Genomic DNA, 26,704 nt, shown 5'->3' on the forward strand with positions numbered 1-26,704 from the left:
TCCCCATGTGGCGCAGGCTGATATATCACCCGGAAGTTAACTACGCACTGCGACAAACGCTGGTGTTGTGTCTTCCCGTGGCCGTGGGCCTGATCCTGGGACATCTTCAGCAGGGCTTGCTGTTTTCCCTCGTGCCCGCCTGCTGCAACATTGCCGGTCTGGATACGCCCCATAAACGCTTTTTCAAACGCCTGATAATTGGCGGTTCGCTGTTTGCAGGCTGTAGCCTCGCGGTGCAGCTTCTGCTGGCTCGCGATATTCCCCTGCCGCTGATCCTGACCGTGCTGGCGATGACCCTCGGCGTCACCGCCGAAATCAGTTCGCTCCATGCCCGTCTGCTTCCCGCGTCACTCATTGCGGCCATCTTCACCCTGAGCCTCGCCGGGAATATGCCCGTGTGGGAGCCGCTGCTGATCTACGCCCTCGGCACGCTGTGGTACGGGCTGTTTAACTGGTTCTGGTTCTGGCTGTGGCGGGAGCAGCCGCTGCGCGAATCGCTGAGCCTGCTCTACGTGCAGCTTGCGGATTACTGCGAAGCCAAATACACCCTGCTCACCCAGCATACCGATCCGGAAAAATCCTTACCGCCGCTGCTGACGCGCCAGCAAAAGGTGGTGGATCTGATAAGCCAGTGCTATCAGCAGCTGCATATGCTCGCCGCCAACAAGAACCACGAATATAAACGGCTGCTGCGCACCTTCCAGGTGGGGCTGGACCTTCAGGAGCATATCTCCGTTAGCCTTCACCACCCGCAGGAGGTGCAAAAGCTGGTTGAGCGCAGCCATGCCGAAGCGGTGATCCGCTGGAACGCGCAGACCGTCTCCGCGCGCCTGCGGGTGCTGGCCGATGATATTCTCTACCACCGTTACCCCACGCGCTTTAACATGGACAAACAGCTCGGCGCGCTGGAGAAAATTGCCCGCCAGCACCCGGATAACCCGGTCGGCCAGTTCGCTGCCTGGCACTTCAGCCGCATCGCCCGCGTGCTGCGCACCCAGCGACCGCTTTATCCCCGTGACCTGATGGCGGATAAACAAAAACGTCTGCCGCTGCTGCCGGCGCTGAGAAGCTACCTGTCTCTGAAATCTTCCGCCCTGCGCAACGCCGCAAGAATTAGCGTCATGCTCAGTATCGCCAGCCTGATGGGCATAGCGCTCCACCTGCCGAAACCGTACTGGATCTTAATGACCGTGCTGTTTGTTACCCAGAACGGCTATGGCGCCACGCGAGTGCGCATTCTGCACCGGGCAGGCGGCACGATGGCGGGGCTGATCATTGCGGGCGTGACGCTGCACTTTCACGTGCCAGAGGGCTATACCCTGGCAGGCATGCTGGCGATCACCCTGGTAAGCTATCTCATCATTCGCAAAAACTACGGCTGGGCGATGGTGGGCTTTACGGTGACGGCGGTATACACCCTGCAGCTGCTTACGCTTAACGGCGAACAGTTCATCGTTGCCCGGCTGATCGACACGCTGATTGGCTGCCTGATCGCCTTTGGCGGGATGGTCTGGCTGTGGCCGCAGTGGCAGAGCGGGCTGCTGAGGCAGAACGCCCACGACGCGCTGGAAGCCGATCAGCAGGCCATTCGTCTGATCCTGAGCGACGATCCGCAGCCTTCCCCGCTTGCTTACGAACGTATGAAGGTCAACCAGGCGCATAACGCCCTGTTCAACTCGCTGAATCAGGCGATGCAGGAGCCGGGCTTTAACTCACACTATCTTGCAGACATGAAGCTGTGGGTGACGCACAGCCAGTTTATCGTCGAGCACATTAACGCCATGACGACGCTGGCGCGCGAGCACACGATGCTGACGCCGGATCTGGCGCAGCGCTATTTGCAGTCCTGTGAAATTGCCCTGCAGAGGTGTCAGCAGCGTCTGGAGTATGACGCGCCGGGCGAGTCGGGCGACTCGAACATTCTGGAAGCACCGGAGACGCTGACCCACGGGCCGATGAGCACCCTGGAGCAGCATTTGCAGCGCGTGCTGGGGCATCTGAACACCATGCACACCATTTCGTCGGTGGCATGGCGTCAGCGCCCGCATCACGGCATTTGGTTAACGCGGCGGTTAAAGCGAACCGAGTATTAGCCTTGAACGATCTTCGCGACCGCCGCGGCAAAGCGGGCTAACCCGTCTTCAATATCTTTCTCTTCCACCACCAGCGACGGCGCAAAGCGCATCACGTCCGGCCCAGCGTTGAGCACCATGACGCCTTCGTGGGCGGCAGCGTGCAGGAAATCGCGCGCGCGGCCTTTGTACTGCGGCTTCAGCTCCGCACCAATCAGCAGCCCCATGCCGCGGATCTCGCTGAAGACGTCGTACTTATCGTTAATCTGCTGGAGATGCTTCACAAACAGCTCGCGCTTCGCGCTTACACCGTTTAGCACCTCAGGGGTGTTGATGATGTCGAACGCGGCACCTGCCACGGCGCTCGCCAGCGGATTACCGCCGTAGGTGGAGCCGTGAGACCCGACGTGGAACGCGGAGGCAATCTCCTGCGTCGTCAGTACCGCACTCACCGGGAAACCGCCGCCGAGCGCTTTGGCGCTGGTCAGAATATCCGGCGTCACGCCGTAGTGCATGTAGGCAAACAGCTCTCCGGTACGCCCCATCCCGCACTGCACCTCATCAAACACCAGCAGCGCCTTATGCTCGTCGCACAGTTCGCGCAGCCCTTTCAGGAATTCCGGGGTTGCTGCGGTCACGCCGCCTTCGCCCTGAATCGGCTCCACCACGACCGCGCAGGTGTGGTCGTCCATCACCGCTTTCACCGCGTGCAGATCGTTAAACGGCACGTGGACGATGTCGGCCGGTTTTGGGCCAAAGCCGTCGGAATACTTCGGCTGGCCGCCAACGGAGACGGTAAAGAAAGAGCGTCCGTGGAAGGCGTTATGGAAGGCGATGATTTTAGTTTTGTACGGGCTATGGCGCGTGGTGGCGTAGTAGCGCGCCAGCTTGAAGGCGGTTTCGTTCGCTTCGGTGCCGGAGTTCATAAACAGCACGCGCTCGGCAAAGGTGGCATCAATGATCTTACGGCCCAGGCGCAGCGCGGGTTCGTTGGTGAATACGTTGCTGGTGTGCCACAGGGTTTCGCCCTGGGTTTTCAGCGCCTCCACCAGCGCAGGATGGCAGTGACCCAGCGCCGTGACCGCAATACCGCCCGCGAAATCCACGTACTCCTTGCCCTGCTGATCCCAGACGCGGCTGCCTTTCCCCTTCATCGGGATAAACTCAGCCGGTGCATAAATCGGCAGAATCACTTCATCGAATGTCGCGCGGGTAATTGCTGGTTGTTCAGTTGCCATGTCATGCCCATCCATTTTATGTCACATTGATTGTGAAAATATAATCACAAAATATGCATAAAAAATCACAACAAGGCAACAGATATTCAGCGATTGAGGAAATTTGCCAGCAGGGCGTGCCCCTGCTCACTGAGGATACTTTCAGGGTGGAACTGCACCCCTTCGAGATCCCACTCGCGGTGGCGAATCCCCATGATCTCCTGCGTATCGCTCCAGGCGGTCACCTCAAAGCAGTCGGGCAGCGTCGGCGGGTCAATCACCAGCGAATGGTAGCGCGTCACGGTTAACGGGTTATTCAGCCCTGTGAATACGCCCGTGCCGGTGTGGGTGACTGGTGAGGTTTTGCCGTGCATCACTTTCGCGGCACGCACGATGGTGGCCCCAAACGCCTGGGCAATGGCCTGATGGCCGAGACAGACGCCCAGGATCGGCAGCCTGCCGGCATAGTGGTGAATAACGTCCAGAGAAATGCCCGATTCCGACGGCGTACACGGCCCCGGCGAAATGACGATTTTCTGCGGAGCCAGCGTCTCGATATCGGCCAGGCTGAGTTCGTCGTTGCGGCGGACAACCACCTCTGCACCCAGTTCACAAAAGTACTGGTAAAGGTTCCAGGTGAAGGAATCGTAGTTATCAATCAGCAGAATCATGGCGGCTCCCGAAAAAAATGCCGCCCTATTCTACTCAGATTCCCGCGCTTCGCTCACTACTTTGGCAAAGATAGCGCTCAGCGCGCTCAAATCCCCCGTGGCGCCGCTTCGGTTCGCCGCCACCCACTGTTCGGGATCGATATCCCGCCAGTCCAGCGCGTAATTTGCGTGAATGGCCAACTGCTCAAAGAAGACGCGCTGAGCAATGCCGTTACCGCGCATAAAGGGATGCAGCATGTTGATTTCACAGTAGTAATGGCTCACTTTTTCAACAAACGCCGCCTTCTCCAGTCCCACAAGATACTTATCGCTTTCCAGCGCCGCCATCAGTTCGTTACCCATCGTCTCGATGTACTCAAAATGGCAGAAGGGAATGTCACCCTTAAAAATATCGTCGGTACGGAATTCGCCTGCCTGCTTCATCTCTCTGTGATACAGATGGCGGTGAATGAGGCACAGATGCGGCAGCCCGGGTGCTGAAGGCCCTAGCTCCAGCGTCTCAATGCCGGGCTCTGAAGGACCATTACCTTTTTCAAGGAGACAACTGGCCTGAAAATTGACGTTACGCTGCTGCTCCCAGAGACGGGATTTTTGCTTATCGGTGAGTTTTTTCACTTAACGCCTCCCTGAATAGTCCGTTTGCCACAAGTATAAGCAGCAAAACGCGCTTTCGCAGGGAGGGGTCACAACACGGGCGAGGATCGCCCGTGTCAAAGAGGCTTATGGCAGAACTTTCGCGGAGAGGATCACGACAGGTTTAGACGGTACATTCTGGTACGGGCCGACGTCATGGGTCGGTACCTGGGAAATCTTGTCCGCCACGTCCATCCCTTTCACGATTTTACCGAAGACCGCATAGCCGAAGTCGCGCTGGCCGTGGTCGAGGAAGGCGTTATCCGCCACGTTGAGGAAGAACTGGCTGGTGGCGCTGTCTTTATCCGCCGTGCGCGCCATGGAGATGGTGCCGCGCTTGTTCAGCAGGCCGTTGTCCGCTTCGTTTTTAATTGGCGGGTTAGGCTGTTTCTGCTGCATCTGCTCGTTGAAGCCGCCGCCCTGAATCATGAAGCCTGGGATCACGCGGTGGAAGGTGGTGTTGTTATAGAAACCACTGTTCACATAGTCGAGGAAGTTTTTCACAGAAACCGGAGCTTTCTGGCTATTCAGTTCCAGCTCAATGTTCCCGGCAGAGGTGGTCAGCAGAACGTGAGGGTCCCCTTTGGCTGCCAGCGCAGCAGGGGAAACGGCAGAAAGAGCAAACACAGCTGCGACAGCCGCCAGTGTTGATTTGAGCATGAGAATTCCTTAACAAAGCGCAGTATAAAAAGCGAATGGCTTGATTCTAAAGAGCAGTATGAACCGAGACCAGCCTTTTACCTAATTTTACGAAATTGAAACAATTATTACTGCGCAAACGATTGGTTATACGACCATTTAATGTGATTTAGATCACACTAAAACCTGCAATACCATAATCATTTCCCTTAAAAGATAGGAATAGATCACTTTAGCGACTAAAATCTGCCCGCTCTCAGCGCCCCCTCGGCGCTTTTCTTTTTCTGAACAGGCCAGACATGACTAACAGCAATCGCATCAAGCTCACATGGATCAGCTTTTTCTCCTACGCCCTGACCGGCGCGTTGGTGATCGTCACCGGGATGGTGATGGGAAATATCGCAGACTACTTCCAGCTGCCCGTTTCCAGCATGAGCAATACCTTCACCTTCCTCAACGCGGGGATCCTGATCTCTATTTTCCTGAATGCCTGGCTGATGGAAATCGTCCCGCTGAAAACCCAGCTGCGCTTTGGCTTTGTGCTGATGGTTGCCGCCGTGGCAGGCCTGATGCTGAGCCACAGCATCGCGCTATTCTCCGCCGCCATGTTCGTGCTTGGTCTGGTCAGCGGGATCACGATGTCGATCGGTACGTTCCTGATTACCCATATGTATGAAGGCCGCCAGCGCGGCGCGCGCCTGCTGTTTACCGACTCCTTCTTCAGCATGGCCGGGATGATTTTCCCGATGGTTGCCGCCGTTCTGCTGGCGCGCAGCATTGAGTGGTACTGGGTATACGCCTGCATCGGCCTCGTCTACGTGGCGATCTTTATCCTGACCTTCGGCTGTGAGTTCCCGGTGCTGGGCAAAAAAGCACAGGCTACCGCAGAGCCCGTCGCGAAAGAGAAATGGGGCATCGGCGTGCTGTTCCTCTCCATCGCCGCCCTGTGCTACATCCTCGGCCAGCTGGGCTTTATCTCCTGGGTTCCGGAATACGCCAAAGGTCTGGGCATGAGCCTGAACGACGCGGGTAAGCTGGTGAGCGATTTCTGGATGTCTTACATGTTCGGCATGTGGGCGTTTAGCTTCATCCTGCGCTTCTTCGACCTGCAGCGCATTCTGACCGTGCTGGCGGGCCTGGCGACCGTGCTGATGTACCTGTTCATCAACGGTTCACCGGAGCATATGCCGTGGTTCATTCTGACCCTGGGCTTCTTCTCCAGCGCGATTTACACCTCGATCATCACCCTGGGCTCCCTGCAGACCAAAGTGGCTTCGCCGAAGCTGGTTAACTTCGTGCTGACCTGCGGCACCATCGGCACCATGCTCACCTTCGTGGTGACGGGCCCGATCGTTGCCCACAGCGGCCCGCTGGCGGCGCTGCACACCGCTAACGGTCTGTATGCCGTGGTGTTCATCATGTGCTTCATCCTGGGCTTTGTGACCCGCCACCGCCAGCACAACGCGGCAGCAGCGTCTCACTAACCCCTACGCCCCTTTGCGCTCGGCAGAGGGGCTGTTTCTGGCAAAGCTCACCTCTTCTCCCCCAACGTCCGTCTGGATCCACGTCTGCGCCAGCTGCGTGGTCGCAATCACCCGCCCCTGACGAATCGACCAGCGCACCGGAACCTGACAGCGCACCGCTTCAAACCCGCTCTCCGCAGGCAGAATAATCAGGTTCGCCGGATTTCCCGTCTCAATACCGTAATCGCTCAGGCCAAAGGTTCGGGCGCTGTTATGGGTGATCAGATTCAGGCCGCTGTCGATCTGCGGATAGCCCATCATCTGGCACACGTGCAGCCCCATGTGCAGCACCTGCAGCATGTTGCCGGTGCCGAGCGGGTACCACGGGTCGAAAACGTCGTCATGGCCGAAGCAGACGTTAATGCCTGCCTCCTGCAGTTCTTTCACCCGGGTGATGCCGCGGCGCTTCGGATAGTCGTCAAAACGCCCCTGCAGGTGGATGTTCACCAGCGGGTTAGCCACGAAGTTAATCCCGGACATCTTCAGCAGGCGGAAGAGCCGCGAGGTGTAAGCGCCGTTGTACGAGTGCATGGCGGTGGTGTGGCTGGCGGTCACGCGCGGGCCGATGCCGGCCTCATAGGCCAGGGCTGCCACCGTCTCGACAAAGCGCGACTGCTCGTCGTCAATTTCATCGCAGTGGATATCCAGCGGGCGGTCATACTTCTTCGCCAGATCGAAAGCGATGTGCAGCGACTGCACGCCGTACTCGCGGGTGAATTCGAAGTGCGGGATCGCCCCCACCACGTCAGCCCCCAGTTTTAGCGCCTCTTCCAGCAGCGCCGCGCCGTTCGGGTAAGAGAGAATGCCCTCCTGCGGGAACGCGACGATTTGCAGCGTCACCCACGGGGCGACCTCCTGCTTCACCTCCAGCATCGCCTTGAGGGCGGTGAGCGTCGGGTCGGAGACATCAACGTGGGTGCGGACAAACTGAATGCCGTTGGCAATTTGCCACTTCAGCGTTTTCCAGGCACGCGCTTTCACATCTTCATGGCTGAGCAACGCTTTACGCTCGGCCCAGCGCTCAATGCCCTCAAACAGCGTGCCGGACTGGTTCCAGTTAGGCTCGCCCGCCGTCTGGGTGGTATCAAGATGGATATGCGGCTCGATAAACGGCGGAATAGCCAGTCCGCCGTGCGCGTTTAACACTTCATAACTCTCGGCGTGGGTGTCGTTCATCGGGGTGATATCACCAAATCGCCCGTTCTCAATGGCGACTTGCCACAGTCCTTCCCGGCCCGGTAAGCGAACGTTCTGAACAAGCCAAAGCGGTGTTGTAGACATTTCATTTCCCCTGATAAACGCAACTGTTGTTTATGCGTATTTTTGTTTAAAAATACGCCTTTGTTTGTACACAAAATCGACGACACCGAAAAGCCTGCGATTTCCACAACTTATAAAAATCCTGACAAATCAGCCTCATACCACCTAAGGAGTAGGCGAAGACGTATTTGATTTACATCAATAAGCGCCCCTGCTGAATCGTTAAGGTAGGCAGTAATAGAAAAGAAATCGAGGCAATAATGAGCAAAGTCAGACTCGCTATCATCGGTAACGGCATGGTCGGCCACCGCTTTATTGAGGATCTTCTCGATAAGGCCGACGCTGAGCAGTTCGATATTACCGTGTTCTGTGAAGAACCCCGCAAGGCGTACGACCGTGTGCACTTGTCTTCCTACTTCTCCCATCATACCGCCGAAGAGCTCTCTCTGGTGCGTGAAGGTTTCTACGAGAAGCATGGCGTAAAAGTGCTGGTGGGCGAACGCGCCATCACCATTAACCGTCAGGAAAAAGTGATCCACTCCAGCGCCGGACGTACGGTTTTTTACGACAAGCTGATCATGGCGACGGGCTCGTATCCGTGGATCCCGCCCATTAAAGGCTCGGAGACGCAGGATTGCTTCGTTTATCGCACGATTGAAGACCTCAACGCCATCGAATCCTGCGCGCGCCGAAGCAAACGCGGCGCGGTGGTCGGCGGCGGCCTGCTGGGTCTGGAAGCGGCTGGCGCGCTCAAAAACCTCGGGGTTGAAACCCACGTCATCGAATTTGCGCCGATGCTGATGGCCGAACAGCTGGACCACATGGGTGGCGACCAGTTGCGCCGTAAAATCGAAAGCATGGGCGTGAAGGTTCACACCAGCAAGAACACCAAAGAGATCGTGCAGGAAGGCACCGAAGCGCGCAAAACCATGCGCTTTGCCGACGGAAGCGAGCTGGAAGTGGACTTCATCGTCTTCTCCACCGGGATCCGCCCGCGCGACAAGCTGGCGACCCAGTGCGGCCTGGCGGTTGCGCAGCGCGGCGGAATCATGATTAACGACGCCTGCCAGACCTCCGACCCGGATATCTACGCCATCGGCGAGTGCGCCAGCTGGAATAACCGGGTATACGGTCTGGTCGCGCCGGGTTACAAAATGGCGCAGGTCGCCGTGGACCATATCCTCGGCAGCGAAAACGCCTTCACCGGCGCAGACATGAGCGCCAAGCTGAAGCTGCTGGGCGTGGACGTGGGCGGTATCGGCGATGCGCACGGCCGCACCCCGAACTCCCGCAGCTACGTTTACCTCGACGAAAGCAAAGAGGTCTACAAACGCCTCATCGTCAGCCAGGACAACAAAACCCTGCTCGGTGCGGTGCTGGTGGGCGACACCAGCGACTTCGGTAACCTGCTCCAGCTGGTGCTGAACGCCATTGAGCTGCCGGAAAACCCGGACGCGCTAATCCTCCCGGCTCACGCCTCCAGCGGCAAGCCGTCTATCGGCGTGGATAAACTGCCGGACAGCGCGCAGATTTGCTCCTGCTTCGACGTCACCAAAGGCATGCTGATCTCCGCCATCAACAAAGGTTGCCACACCGTTGCGGCGCTGAAAGCGGAAACCAAAGCCGGTACCGGCTGCGGCGGCTGTATTCCACTGGTGACGCAGGTGCTGAACGCTGAACTGGCGAAACAGGGCATCGAAGTGAACAACAACCTGTGCGAGCACTTCGCGTATTCTCGCCAGGAGCTGTACCACCTGATCCGCGTGGAAGGCATCAGGTCCTTCGACGAACTGCTGGCGAAGCACGGCCAGGGCTACGGCTGTGAAGTGTGTAAACCGACCGTCGGCTCGCTGCTGGCCTCCTGCTGGAACGAGTACGTGCTCAAGCCAGAACACACGCCGCTGCAGGACACCAACGATAACTTCCTGGCGAACATCCAGAAAGACGGGACTTACTCCGTCATCCCACGCTCCGCCGGGGGCGAAATCACCCCGGAAGGGCTGGTCGCCGTGGGCCGTATCGCCCGTGAATTTAACCTGTACACCAAAATTACCGGTTCCCAGCGTATCGGCCTGTTTGGCGCGCAGAAGGATGACCTGCCGGAAATCTGGCGTCAGCTGATTGAAGCCGGCTTCGAAACCGGCCACGCGTATGCTAAAGCGCTGCGTATGGCGAAAACCTGCGTGGGCAGCACCTGGTGCCGCTACGGCGTCGGCGACAGCGTGGGCTTCGGCGTTGAGCTGGAAAACCGCTACAAAGGCATCCGTACCCCGCACAAAATGAAGTTCGGCGTCTCAGGCTGTACCCGCGAATGTGCAGAAGCGCAGGGTAAAGACGTGGGGATCATTGCCACCGAGAAAGGCTGGAACCTGTACGTGTGCGGCAACGGCGGGATGAAACCACGCCACGCGGACCTGCTGGCGGCGGATCTCGATCGCGACACGCTGATCCAGTATCTTGACCGCTTTATGATGTTCTACATCCGTACCGCCGATAAGCTGACCCGTACCGCCTCCTGGCTCGATAACCTCGAAGGCGGCATCGACTACCTGAAAGCGGTGATCATCGACGACAAGCTGGGCCTGAACGAGCATCTGGAAGCCGAGATGGCTCGCCTGCGCGAGGCGGTGATCTGCGAGTGGACTGAAACCGTCAATACCCCTGCGGCGCAGACGCGCTTCAAACACTTTATCAACAGCACCCAGCGCGATCCGAACGTGCAGGTAGTGCCAGAGCGCGAGCAGCATCGCCCGGCAACACCGTATGAACGCATTCCAGTGACGCTGGTGGAGGAAAACGCATGAGCCAGTGGGTAAACATCTGCGAGATTAACGACATTCTGCCCGCCACCGGCGTGTGTGCGCTGCTGGGCAACGAGCAGGTCGCCATTTTCCGCCCTCGCCACGATGAGCAGGTCTTTGCCATCAGCAATATCGACCCGTTCTTCGAGGCCAGCGTGCTCTCCCGCGGACTGATTGCCGAGCACCAGGGTGAGCTGTGGGTCGCCAGCCCGCTGAAAAAACAGCGTTTCCGTTTAAGCGACGGGCGCTGCATGGAAGATGAAAGCTTCTCCGTGAAGCACTACGACGTCCGCGTGAAGGACGGCAAGGTGCAGCTCAAAGCGTAACCCCCCGCCTTTTCAATAGGAAAGGCTTATGACCCCTTATGGGTAACGGCAGGAAAAACCGTATGTTCTGTACGATTCCTGCTGTTATCCTGACGTCAATTCTTACCCCCTCCTTGAATGCTGTGAGGTAACGTCGTGGACCACCTGCCGATTTTCTGTCAATTACGCCATCGCGACTGCCTGCTTGTGGGCGGCGGCGATGTGGCTGAACGCAAAGCGCGCCTGCTGCTGGAAGCCGGAGCCCGACTGACCGTCAACGCCCTCACCTTCGCTCCGCAGTTTGACGTCTGGGCTCAGGAAGGGATGCTCACGCTGGTGCAGGGGGCGTTTGATGAGTCCCTGCTGGATACCTGCTGGCTGACGATTGCCGCGACGGATGACGATGAAGTGAACCAGCGCGTCAGCGACGCCTGCGAAGCGCGCCGGATCTTCTGCAACGTGGTGGATGCGCCGAAAGAGGCCAGCTTTATCATGCCGTCGATTATCGACCGTTCACCGCTGATGATTGCGGTGTCTTCCGGCGGCCGCTCGCCCGTTCTTGCCCGCCTGCTGCGGGAAAAACTGGAAGCTATTTTGCCGCAGCACCTTGGTCAGATAGCGCATTACGCCGGGCAGCTCCGCTCCCGCGTGAAGCAAACCTTCTCAACCGTGGGCGAGCGTCGTCGCTTCTGGGAGAAATTCTTCGTTAACGACAGGCTGGCGCAGTCGCTGGCGAATCAGGACGCGAAAGCGGTGGAAGAGACGACCGAGCAGCTGCTGAGCGAGCCGCTGGATCACCGTGGTGAAGTGGTGCTGGTCGGGGCCGGGCCGGGAGATGCGGGTTTACTGACCCTGAAAGGGCTTCAGCAGATCCAGCAGGCGGATATCGTGGTTTACGACCGTCTGGTTTCCGATGACATCATGAACCTGGTGCGCCGCGACGCCGACCGCGTTTTCGTCGGCAAGCGCGCGGGCTACCACTGCGTGCCGCAGGAGGAGATTAACCAGATCCTGCTGCGCGAAGCGCAAAAGGGAAAACGCGTGGTGCGCCTTAAGGGTGGCGATCCGTTTATCTTTGGCCGCGGCGGCGAGGAGCTGGAAACCCTGTGCAATGCCGGCATTCCGTTCTCCGTGGTGCCGGGCATTACGGCGGCGTCCGGCTGTTCGGCCTACTCTGGCATTCCGTTGACCCATCGCGACTACGCCCAGAGCGTGCGTCTGGTCACGGGCCACCTGAAAACCGGCAGCGAGCTGGACTGGCATAACCTGGCCGCTGAAAAGCAGACGCTGGTGTTCTACATGGGGCTGAACCAGGCCGCCACCATCCAGGCGAAACTGCTGGAGCACGGCATGGAGGCGGATATGCCCGTTGCGCTGGTGGAAAACGGTACGTCAATCAAGCAGCGCGTGGTGAATGGCGCGCTGACGCAGCTCGGTGAGCTGGCGCAGCAGGTTGAAAGCCCGGCGCTGATTATTGTCGGTCGCGTGGTTGAACTGCGCGATAAGCTGAACTGGTTCTCGAATCACTAACGCATATTCTCCCTTCTTCGAGTAGTCCTTAAGCGGACTACTCCCCTCTTATTACTATCGATAACATACCGCCCGCATAGTGGAACTTTTCCATTTATTCCCTCGTGTTACACCTAATTTTTGATTTTTTTAGACAAGGAATGCGCATGTTCAAACTGGCAAAAGCCGCCGTTCTGGTTGGCCTGTTATCGACTCTGACCGCCTGCACCGGTCACGTTCAAAATACTAAAAATAACTGCAGCTACGATTACCTGCTGCATCCGGCGATCTCCATTTCGAAGATCATCGGCGGTTGCGGCCCGGCGGCGCAGCAGTAAGCGTTTTTCAGGCGTAAAAAAACCGGGGATTCCCCGGTTTTTTTGTTTAGAAAAGTGCGGCGTGATGCCCTCACCCTGGCCCTCTCCCACGGGGAGAGGGTACAAACCCTAAAAACGGTAACGTCGTTACCGTTTTGCTTTTACCTACGGTTTACCCACAAACCCAATCGCTTCGTACACCGCTTTCAGGGTTTCGGACGCGCGCGCGCTGGCTTTTTCCGCGCCGTCTTTCATCACCTTCTGCAGGAAGGCTTCGTCGTTACGGTAGCGGTTGTAGCGCTCCTGCAGCTCGGTCAGCATGCCGGAAACGGCCTCTGCCACTTCACCTTTCAGGTGGCCGTACATCTTGCCTTCGAAGTGTTTTTCCAGCTCGGGAATGCTCTGGCCGGTCACGCCGGAGAGAATATCCAGCAGGTTGGAGACGCCCGCTTTATTCTGCACGTCGTAGCGCACCACTGGCGGCTCGTCGGAGTCGGTGACCGCGCGCTTGAGCTTTTTCACCACCGATTTCGGATCTTCCAGCAGGCCGATAACGTTGTTGCGGTTATCGTCAGACTTGGACATCTTCTTGGTCGGCTCCAGCAGCGACATCACGCGCGCGCCGGATTTCGGAATAAACGGCTCTGGCACTTTAAACACGTCACCATAAAGCGCGTTAAAGCGCTGGGCGATATCGCGGCTCAGCTCCAGGTGCTGCTTCTGGTCTTCACCCACCGGCACCTGGTTGGTCTGGTACAGCAGGATGTCGGCCGCCATCAGCACCGGATAGTCAAACAGGCCGGCGTTGATGTTTTCAGAGTAGCGGGCGGACTTATCCTTGAACTGGGTCATGCGGCTCAGCTCGCCGAAATAGGTATAGCAGTTCAGCGCCCAGCCCAGCTGCGCGTGCTCCGGCACGTGAGACTGAACGAAAATGGTGCTCTTCTCTGGATCGATACCGCAGGCCAGATACAGCGCCAGCGTATCGAGGGTGGCTTTGCGCAGCTTCTCAGGATCCTGACGCGCGGTGATAGCATGCAAATCTACGATGCAGTAAATGCAATGGTAGTCATCCTGCATGCTGACCCACTGACGCAACGCACCCATGTAGTTACCAATGGTCAATTCACCTGAAGGCTGTGCGCCACTAAAAACGATGGGCTTAGTCATTATTCAATTCCTGATGTTCACTGTGCGAAAGCCCGAGTGCGGGCAACAAATCTTTGAAGTGGTCGAACACAACATCCGGCTCACTCAGCGTAATGGCCTCACCGTAGTTGTAGCCATAGGTTAAACCGACGGAAGGACACCCAGCCGCTCGGGCAGCCAGAATATCATTACGCGAATCCCCGACAAAGAGCAGCTCCGCAGGCGTTAAGGATAATTTTCCTGCCACCAGCAACAGCGGCTCCGGATGCGGCTTTTTGTTCTGCACGTCATCCCCGCCTACGATCACGGAGAAATATTTCGCGATATCCAGCGCCTCCAGCAGCGGCGCAACAAACGGCGTCGGCTTGTTGGTCACCAGCCCCAGCGGGATGCCTTTCGCGTGCAGCGCGCTCAGGGTTTCCTGGACGTCCGGGAACAGGAAGCTCCCCTCCTCGACGGTCTCTTCGTAGAAACGATCGAACAGCTTGCGCAGAATACGCAGCTGCTCATCCTGCGGGATATCGGCGTGATCGACGCTCGGTTTACCCTGCGCGGAACGCTGCGACGCGCGTTCCTGACGAGCCCACGTCAACGCGCGCTCCATCAGGACATCGGCACCGTTGCCAATCCACGTAATCACACGATCTTCGCCCGCAACGGGCAGTTCCAGTGCATACAGCGCCTGATCGACGGCGCTCGTTAAGCCCGGCGCGCTGTCCACCAGCGTGCCGTCGAGGTCGAATGCCACACCCCGAATTGCCTGCAATTTATCCATGACTTACCTTCGCCAGCTCTCGGCGCATTTCATCAATGACTTTTTTGTAATCCGGTTGGTCGAAAATTGCCGAACCTGCAACGAACATATCCGCGCCCGCTGCCGCAATTTCGCCAATGTTATTCACTTTCACACCGCCGTCCACTTCCAGACGAATATCGTAGCCAGACTCGTCAATGCGACGGCGCACTTCGCGCAGCTTATCCAGCGTGTGGGGGATGAACGACTGTCCGCCAAAGCCCGGGTTAACGGACATCAGCAAAATCACGTCCAGCTTGTCCATCACGTAATCGAGATAGCTCAGCGGGGTAGCCGGGTTAAATACCAGCCCCGCTTTACAGCCGTTCTCTTTGATCAGCTGCAGCGTGCGGTCAACGTGCTCGGAGGCTTCTGGATGGAAGGTGATGATGCTGGCACCCGCTGCGGCGAAGTCTGGCACGATACGGTCGACAGGCTTCACCATCAGGTGAACGTCAATCGGTGCGGTAATACCGTAGTTACGCAGCGCCTTGAGCACCATCGGACCGATGGTCAGATTGGGAACGTAGTGGTTATCCATAACGTCGAAATGGACGACATCTGCGCCAGCTGCGAGAGCTTCCGCCGTGTCTTCACCCAGGCGGGCAAAATCGGCCGACAGAATTGAGGGGGCAATCAAAAACTGTTTCATCCGCATCTCCTTGAAATGTGTTTACCGGCGGGCAAAACGGCTCAGGGGCGATAAAGAGCCAGGAGTTCGTCCACCTTTTTACGTGTGCCGCCGTTGCTGCTAATGCTACGCCGCACCTTAACCTGAAAATGCTTCGCGGCTTTGTACCATTCGCGCGTATCAGGGGTATCGTGATTTGAAATTAACACCGGAATTCTTTTGCTGACCAGCTTTTCCGCCATCTCCGCCAGACGGGCCTGTTCGGCCGGGCTGAAGCTGTTGGTGTGGTAGGCGGTGAAGTTCGCCGTCGCAGACAGCGGCGCGTAAGGCGGATCGCAGTAAACCACCGAGTTTACGCCTGCCAGCTCCATGCACTCTTCATAGGAGAGACAGTGGAATTCTGCATTCTGCGCTTTTTCAGCAAAGTGATACAGCTCGTCCTGCGGGAAGTACGGGCGCTTATAACGACCAAACGGCACGTTGAATTCGCCGCGCAGATTATACCGGCACAGGCCGTTGTAGCCATGACGGTTGAGATAAAGGAACAGCAGCGCGCGGCGGAACGGATCCTGGCTCTGATTAAACTCCGCGCGGAACTGATAGTAGACGTCAGGGCTGTTGTTCTCAGGCGTAAACAGCTTGCGCGCCTCTTCCACATACTCATCGGTACGCAGCTTAACGATGTTATAGAGGCTGATAAGGTCGCTGTTGATATCCGCCAGGATATAACGAGAAAAATCGGTGTTCAGGAACACCGATCCCGCGCCCACGAAGGGCTCGATAAGACACTCGCCTTTTGGCAGGTGCTTTTTAATATCATCGAGCAGGGGATATTTCCCCCCTGCCCATTTCAGAAAAGCGCGATTTTTTTTCATGCTGACTAACTGATTACACCTTCTCCGGCTGTGGAGAAAGCTCCGACAGCATCCTGCGCTTTAAACATTACTTCAGATCGGCCTGCACCTGATGAATCGGCTTCGCCCACGGGTTTTTCGCCTGAACGTCTGCTGGCAGTGTCGCCACGGCGCGCTTCGCTTCATCTTTAGAAGCATACACACCGCTCACCAGCACGTACCACGGCTGACCGTTACGGGTCGTCTGATACACCACGTAGTTTTTCAGATTCGATTTCTTCGCCCAGCCGTTGAGGTTGTCATAGTTAGACGAACTGCTCAACTGCAGCGTGTAGTTGCTGGACGGCGCAGATTTCAGCGAACCGACGTTGCCAGCAGTTTTACCTGCGGCAGCACTTGAAGCCGTCGCCGTTGCGGCAGGCGCAGCGGTGGCAGCAGGTGCCGTTGTGGTTGCCGTCGCTTTCGGCGCAGTCTGCGTGACCGGCGCTTTGGCAGGCTCGCTCACAGCAGCCGTTTCAGTGCGTTTCGGCTGTGCCGGTGCGGCTTTCACTTCAGGCGCTTTGACTACGGCCTGAGGTTTAGTTTCACGCTTCGGCTCAATGACCGCCTGCTTACGTTCAGGACGCGTCGCAGTTTGCGCCTGGCGCGGCTTGGTTTCCGTTGCTGCAGTCTGCGGCTGCGCCGCAGCACCGTGGATAGGCGCGACGGTTGCAGGTTCAGTTGGCAGCGTAGAGTTAACCACGACGTTATCAACCTGCTGCTGGTTTTGCGGCTGCATCAGCGCATTGTTCAGGTCTCCCTGGACTTCAACACGCTGCTGGCCTTCAGGCGTGACAGGTGCCTGGCCCTGAGCAGGCGTTGACGAAACGGGCGGCAGAGAAACATCCTGCGGCGTCGTTGTGTTGCTGGCAGTCTGCTCAGCGGAAGTGGTACCCGGCGCTGGCTGTGCACCATTCGCCTGATCCGTCGCATCATTACCGGAGAGGTTGATGCTCTTCTCTGCGGAGGCGGTTTGTTCGGTTGAGTTGGTGGACGGTGCTTTCAGCGCGGAGCCAATGCCAACAATCAGCAGCACAAGCACCAGAACGCCAAGCCCCATCATGATGTACTGGCGGGAGGCCGGTTTCTGCGCAGCGGCTTTTTTACGTTTACGCGGGCGACGCTCTACAGGCTGTTCGTCCATTGAATCTTCTTCGGACTCATAATCCTCTTCTTCTCGCTCATCACGCGCGTTGCGGCTGCGCGAAGGGCGACGATCGTCTGCATCCAGATCAACATCGTCAAAGTTGATCTGCGGCTCGTTATCACGTTCTGAAGATTGACGAGAACGACCAGTACGACGATCGCTGGGATCGGGTTTCAGCTCGTCTTCTGGTTTGAATTCATCCATTTAACACCCCACTCAAAGGCTTATGCCTACGTCTTTGCATTTCGCCTGAAGCTAAACGACCACCGGTAACAGTGGCCTGACCTTTCTAGTTGTTACGCCTGCTGGCAATCAGCAATAGCGCCAAGAACGACATCGTGCGACACTCCGCCGCGCACTTCACTCTTCCCTATTGCAAGCGGGAGTACAAGACGCATCTCACCTGCCAATACTTTTTTATCGCGCATCATGTGGGGTAAATACGCCTGCGCCGACATCTCCTGCGGCCCGGTTACCGGCAAACCTGCACGTTCAAGTAGCGCAATGATACGTGCCGTCTCTTCCGGTTTAAACTGCCCAAGACGTTCAGAGGTGCGGGCTGCCATGACCATTCCAGCCGCGACGGCTTCACCGTGCAGCCAGTTGCCATAACCCATTTCGGCTTCAATGGCGTGGCCAAACGTATGCCCAAGATTCAGTAAAGCACGTAAGCCGGTTTCACGCTCGTCTGCCGCGACAACTTCTGCTTTCAGCTCACAACAGCGCCGAATGCAGTATGCCAGTTTCGCCTCATCCAGGCTCAGCAGCGCATCCATATTCTCTTCAAGCCAGTTAAAGAACTCGCCATCCAGAATAATGCCGTATTTGATCACTTCAGCCAGGCCAGAGGCCAGCTCGCGCTTCGGCAGGGTTTTCAGACAGTCGAGATCCACCACCACCGACGCAGGCTGGTAGAACGCGCCAATCATGTTTTTGCCGAGGGGATGGTTGACTGCCGTTTTGCCGCCGACAGAGGAGTCGACCTGAGACAGCAACGTGGTCGGGATTTGAATAAAACGAACGCCACGCTGATAGCTTGCGGCCGCAAAGCCGGTCAGATCGCCCACAACACCGCCGCCCAGGGCAAGCAGTGTTGTATCGCGACCGTGCAGTTTTTGCAGCAATGCGGTAAAGACGGTATCGAGTACCGTCAGGCTTTTATACTGCTCGCCATCGGGCAGAATCACACTGTCGACTTTTACGCCTGCCTGCTCAAGCAGGTGGCGCACGCGGTCGAGATAAAGCGGAGCCAGCGTCTCATTGGTGACCAGCATCGCCTGATCACCCGCTTTTAGTGGTAAAAAGGAAGCTGGGTCGTTAAACAAACCAGCCGCGATGGTGATAGGGTAACTACGATCCCCGAGAGTAACTGTAATCCTCTCCATGACGCGACATCCACCTTTAATGCTTTTACCCGCAGGCGAGTGTATATAAAGCCAGAATCAGTTGCTTTCCAGCATATGAATAATCTGGTTTGCAACCACTTTAGCGCTCTGATCGTCAGTACGAATGGTCACATCGGCAATCTCTTCATACAGGGGATTGCGTTCGTCGGCCAACGCTTCCAGAACTTCGCGTGGTGGCGTTTCAACCTGCAGCAGCGGGCGCTTTTTATCGCGCTGCGTACGTGCCAGCTGTTTCTCAATGGTCGTCTCAAGATAGACCACTACGCCACGGGCGGAGAGACGGTTGCGGGTTTCGCGAGATTTCACAGAGCCGCCGCCTGTCGCCAGTACGATGCCCTGTTTTTCCGTGAGTTCGTTGATCACTTTTTCTTCTCGGTCACGGAAACCTTCTTCGCCTTCTACATCGAAAACCCAGCCCACATCAGCTCCGGTTCGTTTCTCAATCTCTTGATCAGAATCGTAAAATTCCATATTGAGTTGTTGAGCTAACTGACGCCCAATAGTGCTTTTGCCGGCACCCATAGGCCCAACCAGAAAGATATTGCGTTTCTCTGCCATTTTATCGGTACTACTAAGACTATTCGTTAATGGTAATCCCCGCTTCGCAGACACCCGGCGTAGCAGGACATGAACTGAAACCTCATATGCAATAGAGCGAGAGTCAGACTAAAAATTATCTCAATACTCCGGCTTGTTTGGCAACTGATTAAATCACCGCGCCGGACGCATAAGGTAATAAGACGTAAGTCCAACTCAAATCGGTACTCCTTGTATGCTAATTCATGCCCCACGTCAAACATCTGCAACAAACTGAATGCAAAATCATTGCGGGGATCGTTACCCGTTAGTGAATACCGACCAGACGTGGCGTAATAAACACCACTAACTCACGCCGTTCATTATCCTTTCCATCGTGGCGAAACAGCTGCCCAAGCCAAGGGATGCTCCCAAGCCCCGGCACGCTATCACTGCCGGTTTTGTTCTTTTGCGAGAAAATTCCGCCCAGCGCCAGCGTTTCTCCACTTTTTACCTCCACCTGGGTTTCTATCTCCTGCTTGTCGATGGCAAGCGTTTCGCCATCGGCCTGCTGCAGCACCTGTCCCGGCATGTTTTCACTGATGTGAAGCTTCAGGCGCACGCGCCCACCGGGCAATACTACCGGCGTGACCTCCATTCCGAGTACCGCCTCTTTGAACTCCACCGAGGTCGCCCCGCTTTCACCGCTTGAAACCTGATACGGGATCTCGCTTCCCTGCTTAATGCTGGCCGGTTGCATGTGCGAGGCCAGCAGCCGCGGGCTGGCGATAATATCGACCTGCTGTTTTTGCTCCAGCGCAGATAGCTCCAGATCCAGCAGCCTGCCGTTAATCCGCCCGATGTTAAACCCCACATGCGTGGTAGCGCTGGCCACGGAAAGATCGCTGCCAAGCGTCGTGAGCTCTCCAACCTTGCCCGCCTCAGTGGCCTCGGCAAGATTCCACTTCACCCCCAGCTCACGCAGGCTTTTTTCATTAATGGTGACAATGTGCGCCGCCAGCTCAACCTGCTCAACGGGAATATCCATCTGAGCCGCCCACTGCTGCAGCGTCTCCAGCACCGCCTGGCTATCCCTGATGAGCAGACGATTAGTGCGTTTGTCGACAGATAAACTCCCTTTTGGGCTCAGGAGTTTTTCAGCCGCTTTTTGCAGTTCTCCGGCATCCGCATAAGAAAATGGGATGCTGTTCGAGACCAGCGGTGCATCAAGCTGTCGACGCATTCGCTCCTGCTCTAAACGTTCCCGCTGTTCACGCTGCCAGGCCGCGGTATGAACATAATAAATACCGCCCTCCTCGCGTAAAACGAGCCCGGCGCTGGTGACCACCGTCTGTAACGCCTGCCGCCAGGGGACGCGCGTCAGGTTCAGCGAGAGCGTGCCGCCGACATCCGGCGATACCACCAGATTACGGCTCTCCTGCGCAACCAGCGCCTGCAGCACCTGGACCACCGGCACGTCATCCACCACCAGCGTGACCGGCTTTGGCGCGGCGGCCCACAGCGGGCGGCTGAACGCCAGCAGTAACAGCACTATCCTTAGCTTCATTTTTACCCTTTCCTTCTCGTTGCCACGCCCATTCTTCGGGATCGCATGCGTCACCCACATCAACAACCAGTTCCGTTTCATTGATAGCCGTTATTCGCCAGCCCGCCGGAAAACGATCGTGCTCTTTCAGACGATGCCAGCGCCGTTGCCCATCCTGCAAAATACCAACACGCTGCTGCCCTCCTACCATTCCGCGGTAGTGCCACTGTGCCAGCTCGGCTGTGGCGCAGGGGTCGTCCGGCGGGCGAAACGGATCGCGCATGCCGGTCAACAGCAGCGCCGAGCAAACCAGCAGGTATCTCGCGCTATTTCGCATGTTCCAGCTCCAGCCTCAGGCGTAACGCCGTACTTTGTGGCGCAACCGTAAAAGCAGCGACCCGCACATCCCGCTGCGCCAGCCGGGAAAAAATAGGCGGGATCGCCTGCCACTGCGCCTCCAGGGCCAGTTCACCGCCGTTTTGCAACGGCTTCCAGTGAAGAAGCCTTGTGCCCTCTCCCTGAAAATCGAGCGGTGAAAAGGGCTTTATCTCCAGTGCCGTCCGGGTTATCGGGCTAAACGGCACCTGACTGGCGGTGCGCCACAGCGACGCGTTAGTCCGCGCCGCCTGGCTCAACTGCAGCCGCTGATCCGCACACTGCCTCTCTGCTGGCCGGAGCAATACACCCCATGCTGTCAGGCCCATCAGGAGAATACTCAGCGCCCCGCAGACCAGCCGACACCAGGGACGACTTTCACACCAGCGCTCTAACAAGGTCTCCACGCGTCATCCCTCGCTTTTCAGGTGCAGAGTGAACATCCAGCGCCCCTGGCTATCCTGCCGGAGTTCCCCCTCAGAACCGGGCGTAAAGCCGTCTATATGCTCCAGCCCATTACGCAAGGCAGAAAGCGCCTGCAGGGTAGTGGCATATCCGATCAACATCAGAGCAGGAGGCTGATAACGCAGCTCTGTGAGCCATACCTGCGCAGGCATGGCGCCAGCAAGCGACTCCAGCACCGGTTGCCATGCGCGGCGCGGCGGCGTGCCCGCAGGGTTCTGCGCCTCTGCGGTGGATCGCTGGCGAGACACAAGGCCACGCTGCACGGACTGCGTACCCGCCAGCTGCGTTTGCAGCGCGCGCAGCGTTATCAGATGGTTCATCCTCATGCTAAAAGCGGCCACCAGCACGAGCAGCGATGTGCCGACAAACGCGCCGCCCCAGAAACGCAGGCATCGCGCGCGCCGCTGCTGACGCCAGGGCAGGAGGTTGGTCACGTTCATTCAGGCACCTCGCTCATGGCCAGCGCCAGCGCGACGGTATAGTCAGCTCCGCATTCGGGAAGAGGCGCATGCCAGCGCTGCAGCGTTTCCCATGGGGACCGTTCGGCATCAAAGAACGCGATGTCGTTCTGGTTGAGGGCCAGCAGCGCCGCCAGCTCGGTGACGCTTTCTGCTTCAGTGGTATAACGACGCCCCCACTGATGGCGCATGGCCCACAGCCAGTGATGCGCGTCTCGCCAGGCGACGCACTGCGTCGGCGCTACCGCAGGCAGCAGGTTCGCCAGCGCGCTGGCGTCCGGGGTGATGGTCGCCAGCCGCAAACGTAGCGTTTTCGCCAGGGCCAGAAGCGTTTCAACCTCTTTGTTTTGTGCGGCCGTCACGTGAAACGTATTGCTGAAGGTGTCCTGGGTGTAGTCGAAACAGAGGGACTCTGTCGACATCTCCAGTTCACGCGAAAGCGCCGCCCCCATCCAAGAGAGCTGCTCGCTGTCGCGCAATGCAAGAGCCGGTCGGGGCAACGTTTTTTGCAGAGTCCGTGCAGCAGGAAAGGAGAGAAATACCCGGTGGTAGTGCGGGAGCGCTTTTCGCCAGTCGCGTAAGGCATCGGCCAGCGCTTCTGGCTGACAAATTTTGCCGTCACGAATGATGCCCTCGGCCAGAGAAATGGCCCACCAGCGGCGTAAGCACCAGCCGCCTCTCTCCCGGACCAGTGCCGTAATCAGGACCTTATCCTGTTGAATATGAACGCCCGTTTGCCATGTTTTGAAAGCCATGCTTCACGATCTCCTTATCGCCCGTCGCCTTGACGGCTATATCAATGAATCAGGCTTGCCTTTATACTACCGCGCGATTGTTTAGAAACTGCCCAAGTGAAACCAAATGGGAAATCTCCGGTGAAGTTCGTAAAGTATTTATTCATCCTTGCAGTCTGTTGCATTCTGCTGGGAGCAGGCTCGATTTACGGTTTGTACAAATATATTGAGCCACAGCTACCTGATGTCGCCACGCTCCGCGATGTGCGTCTCCAGATCCCAATGCAGGTCTATAGCGCCGATGGCGAGCTGATGGCGCAGTATGGCGAGAAGCGTCGTATCCCGCTGACCTTAAACCAAATTCCCCCCGTGATGGTGAAAGCTTTTATCGCCACGGAGGACAGCCGTTTCTACGAGCACCACGGTGTCGATCCGGTGGGGATTTTCCGTGCCGCAAGCATTGCGCTGTTCTCCGGTCACGCCTCCCAGGGGGCGAGCACCATTACGCAACAGCTGGCGCGTAACTTCTTCCTCAGCCCTGAAAAGACGCTGACGCGTAAGATCAAAGAGGTGTTCCTGGCGATCCGCATTGAGCAGCTGCTGAGCAAGGACGAGATCCTTGAGCTGTACCTCAATAAAATTTACCTGGGCTACCGTGCCTATGGCGTGGGGGCAGCCGCGCAGGTGTACTTCGGTAAGCCTGTTGAGCAGCTCACCTTAAGCGAAATGGCAACCATTGCCGGTCTGCCAAAAGCGCCGTCCACGTTTAACCCGCTTTATTCGCTCGATCGCGCCACTTCACGTCGTAACGTCGTCCTGTCACGTATGCTGAGCGAAGGCTATATCAGCCAGAGCGAGTACGACCAGGCGCGTAACGACGTCATTGACGCCAATTATCACGCCCCTGAGATTGCCTTCTCTGCCCCTTATCTGACCGAAATGGTGCGCCAGGAGATGGTGAGCCGTTATGGCGACAAGGCCTATGAAGATGGCTATCGCGTGTACACCACCGTTACCCGCAAAGTGCAGCAGGCGGCTCAGGACGCGGTGCGCAATAACGTGATGGACTACGATATGCGTCACGGCTATCGCGGACCGTCGAACGTGCTCTGGAAAGTGGGCGAAAGCGCGTGGGACAGCAAAAAAATCACCAGCACGCTGAAGGCGCTGCCAACCTATGGTCCACTCCTTCCTGCCGTGGTGACGCAGGCCAATCCTCAGGAAGCCGTTGCGACGCTGGCGGACGGCACGTCCGTCTCCCTGCACATGGACGGTATTCGCTGGGCGCGTCCATACCGTTCAGACACCCTGCAGGGGCCAACGCCGCGCAAAGTGACCGACGTGGTACAAACCGGGCAGCAGATTTGGGTGCGCAAGGTGGGCGATGCCTGGTGGCTGGCGCAGGTACCGGATGTGAACTCGGCTCTGGTGTCCATCAACCCGCAGAACGGGGCGGTAATGGCGCTGGTCGGCGGGTTCGATTTCAACCAGAGCAAATTTAACCGCGCCACGCAGGCGCTGCGTCAGGTCGGTTCCAACATCAAACCGTTCCTCTACACGGCAGCGATGGATAAGGGACTGACTCTTGCCAGCATCCTTAACGACGTGCCGATCTCCCGCTGGGATGCCGGTGCCGGTTCCGACTGGCAGCCGAAGAACTCTCCTGCGGAGTATGCAGGTCCTATTCGTCTTCGTCAGGGTCTTGGGCAGTCGAAAAACGTGGTGATGGTGCGTGCCATGCGCGCGATGGGCGTCGACTATGCGGCAGAGTACCTGCAGCGCTTCGGCTTCCCGGCGCAGAACATCGTTCGCACCGAGTCGCTGGCGCTGGGCTCAGCCTCCTTTACGCCGCTTCAGGTCGCGCGCGGATACTCGGTGATGGCTAACGGCGGCTTCCTGGTTGACCCGTACTTCATCAGTAAAATCGAGAACGACCAGGGCGGCGTGCTGTTTGAAGCGAAGCCGAAAATTGCCTGCCCAGAGTGTGATATTCCGGTCATTTACGGCAATACGCCGAAATCCGAGGTGCTCGAAAACAAGGACATGGAAGACCCTGCCGTTTCTCAGGAGCAGCCAAATATCGTCTTGCCGCAGCCGCAGCTGGAGCAGGCCAACCAGTCGCTGGTGGCGCAAACCGGCGCGCAGGAGTACGCCCCGCACGTGATCAACACGCCGCTGGCGTTCCTGATCAAGAGCGCGCTGAACACCAACATCTTCGGTGAACCGGGCTGGCAGGGTACCGGCTGGCGAGCAGGGCGCGACCTGCAGCGCCACGATATCGGCGGTAAAACCGGGACAACCAACAGCTCGAAGGATGCATGGTTCTCCGGCTACGGGCCGGGCGTGGTGACGTCAGTCTGGATCGGTTTCGACGATCATCGCCGTGATTTAGGCCGTACCACGGCATCCGGCGCGATTAAAGATCAGATTTCCGGCTACGAAGGCGGTGCCAAAAGCGCGCAGCCGGCCTGGGATGCCTACATGAAATCCGTTCTTGAAGGCGTACCGGAGCAGCCGCTGACGCCGCCACCGGGCGTGGTGACGGTCAATATTGACCGCAGCACCGGCCAGCTTGCTAACGGCGGTAATAGCCGTGCCGAGTATTTCATCGAAGGTACGCAGCCAACCACACAGGCGGTGCACGAGGTGGGTACAGAGATTATTGATAACGGCGAGACGCACGAGCTGTTCTGACAACAAAGCAAAACGGCAACCTCGGGTTGCCGTTTTTGTGTTTGCTCCCTCTCCCACGGGAGAGGGAGAGGTTGGGGTGAGGGCATCAGGCCACTACAATCTCCCCTGCCCCTTCAACCACTCGCGAACCAGGAACAGCGCGCTCACGTTGCGAGCCTCGTTAAAGTCAGGGTCTTCCAGCAGATCCATGAGATGCGCCAGCGGCCAGCGAACCTGCGGCAGCGGCTCTGGTTCATCTCCCTCCAGCGATTCAGGATAGAGATCTTCCGCCACTACAATGTTCATTTTGCTGGAAAAATAGGACGGCGCCATGCTCAGCTTTTTCAGGAACGACAGCTCGTTCGCGCCAAAACCCACCTCTTCTTTCAGCTCGCGGTTTGCTGCTTCAAAGACCGTTTCACCCGGGTCGATGAGCCCTTTCGAGAACCCAAGCTCGTAAGATTCCGTCCCCACGGCGTATTCGCGGATCAAAATCAGATGATCGTCGACGATAGGAACAATCATCACCGCTTCGCGCGAAGAGGGGCGCATACGCTCATAAACACGACGCACACCGTTGCTGAACTCCAGATCCACACTCTCGACATTAAACAGGCGCGATTTGGCGACAGTTTCAACGTTCAGAATGGTGGGTTTTTGTAGTGGTTTGCTCATCTTGATGGGGTCTTAGCAGTGTGAACTGGCGTTATTGTGCGATATGCCGCACGGTTTCGGCAATGTCAATTGTTCTTTATTTACATTTATGCAACGTAACAGGGATCAATCCTCAATTCAAAACAAATGTCAAGAGGTTGAAATGTTTCCAGGAATTTGCTGATATCGCGCCATGACAGGCTTTGCTATCATCACCGGTCACTGGGATGCGCTTTAGAATGCTCAAGTTCGACTCCATACTTGCCGATAGCCAGCCACAGACTCTCATTCAATGTAAAGGTGCTACTGACTACACC

At 57.4% G+C, this 26,704-nt stretch carries 25 protein-coding genes; 7 read left to right on the plus strand and 18 right to left on the minus strand.

Annotated elements, in window-relative coordinates; all coding sequences use genetic code 11:
- Positions 1-5 precede the first annotated feature (5 nt).
- Positions 6-2,093 (plus strand): YccS/YhfK family putative transporter, encoded by a 2,088-nt coding sequence (locus OSH03_RS18000; RefSeq protein WP_253543516.1) that lies wholly within the window; start codon positions 6-8, stop codon positions 2,091-2,093.
- Here OSH03_RS18000 and argD read toward each other — a convergent pair.
- The 4 genes from argD to ppiA form a co-directional block, all read right to left on the minus strand.
- Complete coding sequence (argD, locus tag OSH03_RS18005) at positions 2,090-3,310, minus strand: bifunctional acetylornithine/succinyldiaminopimelate transaminase (protein WP_266179730.1); 1,221 nt, start codon at positions 3,308-3,310, stop codon at positions 2,090-2,092. The genes OSH03_RS18000 and argD overlap by 4 nt on opposite strands.
- An 86-nt stretch (positions 3,311-3,396) precedes the next feature.
- Complete coding sequence (pabA, locus tag OSH03_RS18010; protein ID WP_061096884.1) at positions 3,397-3,960, minus strand: aminodeoxychorismate synthase component 2; 564 nt, start codon at positions 3,958-3,960, stop codon at positions 3,397-3,399.
- A gap of 30 nt (positions 3,961-3,990) precedes the next feature.
- On the minus strand, positions 3,991-4,575 hold the full coding sequence (locus OSH03_RS18015) for a putative adenosine monophosphate-protein transferase Fic (protein WP_061096883.1): 585 nt from the start codon (positions 4,573-4,575) through the stop codon (positions 3,991-3,993).
- Positions 4,576-4,680: 105 nt separating this feature from the next.
- Positions 4,681-5,253, minus strand: a complete 573-nt coding sequence (gene ppiA / locus OSH03_RS18020; protein ID WP_014885514.1) for a peptidylprolyl isomerase A — start codon at positions 5,251-5,253, stop codon at positions 4,681-4,683.
- A 278-nt stretch (positions 5,254-5,531) separates the two neighbouring features.
- On the opposite strand from ppiA, the gene tsgA reads away from it, so the two are divergent.
- Positions 5,532-6,716, plus strand: coding sequence for an MFS transporter TsgA (gene tsgA, locus OSH03_RS18025; RefSeq protein WP_061096882.1), 1,185 nt, complete (start codon positions 5,532-5,534; stop codon positions 6,714-6,716).
- A 3-nt stretch (positions 6,717-6,719) separates the two neighbouring features.
- Here the strand turns inward: tsgA and OSH03_RS18030 are convergent, their stop codons facing one another.
- Positions 6,720-8,036, minus strand: a complete 1,317-nt coding sequence (locus tag OSH03_RS18030) for a cytosine deaminase (protein ID WP_266179731.1) — start codon at positions 8,034-8,036, stop codon at positions 6,720-6,722.
- A 239-nt stretch (positions 8,037-8,275) separates the two neighbouring features.
- Between OSH03_RS18030 and nirB the strand changes: the two genes are divergently transcribed.
- The 4 genes from nirB to OSH03_RS18050 all read left to right on the plus strand — a co-directional run bounded on the left by nirB (position 8,276) and on the right by OSH03_RS18050 (position 12,968).
- Positions 8,276-10,819 (plus strand): nitrite reductase large subunit NirB, encoded by a 2,544-nt coding sequence (gene nirB, locus OSH03_RS18035; RefSeq protein ID WP_266179732.1) that lies wholly within the window; start codon positions 8,276-8,278, stop codon positions 10,817-10,819.
- On the plus strand, positions 10,816-11,142 hold the full coding sequence (gene nirD / locus OSH03_RS18040; protein WP_151412442.1) for a nitrite reductase small subunit NirD: 327 nt from the start codon (positions 10,816-10,818) through the stop codon (positions 11,140-11,142). The genes nirB and nirD overlap by 4 nt, the downstream gene beginning before the upstream one ends.
- A 135-nt stretch (positions 11,143-11,277) precedes the next feature.
- Positions 11,278-12,651, plus strand: coding sequence for a siroheme synthase CysG (cysG, locus tag OSH03_RS18045; RefSeq protein ID WP_061096878.1), 1,374 nt, complete (start codon positions 11,278-11,280; stop codon positions 12,649-12,651).
- A 146-nt stretch (positions 12,652-12,797) separates the two neighbouring features.
- Positions 12,798-12,968: a YhfL family protein gene (locus tag OSH03_RS18050; RefSeq protein ID WP_008503029.1), complete on the plus strand. Its 171-nt coding sequence runs from the start codon at positions 12,798-12,800 to the stop codon at positions 12,966-12,968.
- A 144-nt stretch (positions 12,969-13,112) separates the two neighbouring features.
- Here OSH03_RS18050 and trpS read toward each other — a convergent pair whose 3' ends face one another.
- The 12 genes from trpS to OSH03_RS18110 form a co-directional block, all read right to left on the minus strand.
- Positions 13,113-14,117 (minus strand): tryptophan--tRNA ligase, encoded by a 1,005-nt coding sequence (gene trpS, locus OSH03_RS18055; RefSeq protein WP_266179733.1) that lies wholly within the window; start codon positions 14,115-14,117, stop codon positions 13,113-13,115.
- Positions 14,110-14,871, minus strand: a complete 762-nt coding sequence (gph, locus tag OSH03_RS18060) for a phosphoglycolate phosphatase (RefSeq protein ID WP_061096876.1) — start codon at positions 14,869-14,871, stop codon at positions 14,110-14,112. The genes trpS and gph overlap by 8 nt, the downstream gene beginning before the upstream one ends.
- Complete coding sequence (gene rpe, locus OSH03_RS18065) at positions 14,864-15,541, minus strand: ribulose-phosphate 3-epimerase (protein ID WP_023333698.1); 678 nt, start codon at positions 15,539-15,541, stop codon at positions 14,864-14,866. Before rpe ends, gph begins: the two co-directional genes overlap by 8 nt.
- A gap of 41 nt (positions 15,542-15,582) precedes the next feature.
- On the minus strand, positions 15,583-16,395 hold the full coding sequence (dam, locus tag OSH03_RS18070; RefSeq protein ID WP_061096875.1) for an adenine-specific DNA-methyltransferase: 813 nt from the start codon (positions 16,393-16,395) through the stop codon (positions 15,583-15,585).
- A gap of 67 nt (positions 16,396-16,462) precedes the next feature.
- Positions 16,463-17,764, minus strand: coding sequence for a cell division protein DamX (gene damX, locus OSH03_RS18075; RefSeq protein WP_266179734.1), 1,302 nt, complete (start codon positions 17,762-17,764; stop codon positions 16,463-16,465).
- Positions 17,765-17,856: 92 nt separating this feature from the next.
- Positions 17,857-18,945 carry a 3-dehydroquinate synthase gene (aroB, locus tag OSH03_RS18080; protein ID WP_266179735.1) on the minus strand — a complete coding sequence of 363 codons (1,089 nt, stop codon included), beginning with the start codon at positions 18,943-18,945 and terminating at the stop codon, positions 17,857-17,859.
- Between the two features lie 57 nt (positions 18,946-19,002).
- Positions 19,003-19,524 carry a shikimate kinase AroK gene (gene aroK / locus OSH03_RS18085; RefSeq protein ID WP_003861630.1) on the minus strand — a complete coding sequence of 174 codons (522 nt, stop codon included), beginning with the start codon at positions 19,522-19,524 and terminating at the stop codon, positions 19,003-19,005.
- A gap of 286 nt (positions 19,525-19,810) precedes the next feature.
- A complete protein-coding gene (gene hofQ / locus OSH03_RS18090) occupies positions 19,811-21,049 on the minus strand; it encodes a DNA uptake porin HofQ (RefSeq protein WP_266179736.1) in 1,239 nt (412 codons plus the stop codon).
- Entirely contained in the window at positions 20,961-21,365 is a 405-nt protein-coding gene (locus OSH03_RS18095) for a HofP DNA utilization family protein (protein ID WP_266179737.1), read from the minus strand. The genes hofQ and OSH03_RS18095 overlap by 89 nt, the downstream gene beginning before the upstream one ends.
- Positions 21,355-21,810: a HofO family protein gene (locus tag OSH03_RS18100; RefSeq protein WP_266179738.1), complete on the minus strand. Its 456-nt coding sequence runs from the start codon at positions 21,808-21,810 to the stop codon at positions 21,355-21,357. Before OSH03_RS18100 ends, OSH03_RS18095 begins: the two co-directional genes overlap by 11 nt.
- Before the next feature lie 3 nt (positions 21,811-21,813).
- Positions 21,814-22,308 carry a PilN domain-containing protein gene (locus tag OSH03_RS18105; protein WP_266179739.1) on the minus strand — a complete coding sequence of 165 codons (495 nt, stop codon included), beginning with the start codon at positions 22,306-22,308 and terminating at the stop codon, positions 21,814-21,816.
- Entirely contained in the window at positions 22,305-23,081 is a 777-nt protein-coding gene (locus OSH03_RS18110) for a type IV pilus biogenesis protein PilM (protein ID WP_266179740.1), read from the minus strand. The genes OSH03_RS18105 and OSH03_RS18110 overlap by 4 nt, the downstream gene beginning before the upstream one ends.
- A gap of 120 nt (positions 23,082-23,201) precedes the next feature.
- Between OSH03_RS18110 and mrcA the strand changes: the two genes are divergently transcribed.
- On the plus strand, positions 23,202-25,754 hold the full coding sequence (gene mrcA / locus OSH03_RS18115; RefSeq protein WP_061096867.1) for a peptidoglycan glycosyltransferase/peptidoglycan DD-transpeptidase MrcA: 2,553 nt from the start codon (positions 23,202-23,204) through the stop codon (positions 25,752-25,754).
- Between the two features lie 93 nt (positions 25,755-25,847).
- Here the strand turns inward: mrcA and nudE are convergent, their stop codons facing one another.
- Positions 25,848-26,408 carry an ADP compounds hydrolase NudE gene (gene nudE, locus OSH03_RS18120; protein ID WP_008503041.1) on the minus strand — a complete coding sequence of 187 codons (561 nt, stop codon included), beginning with the start codon at positions 26,406-26,408 and terminating at the stop codon, positions 25,848-25,850.
- Positions 26,409-26,704: the final 296 nt, after the last annotated feature.

It is taken from the genome of Enterobacter nematophilus, assembly GCF_026344075.1.
Taxonomy (GTDB): Bacteria; Pseudomonadota; Gammaproteobacteria; order Enterobacterales; family Enterobacteriaceae; genus Enterobacter; species Enterobacter nematophilus.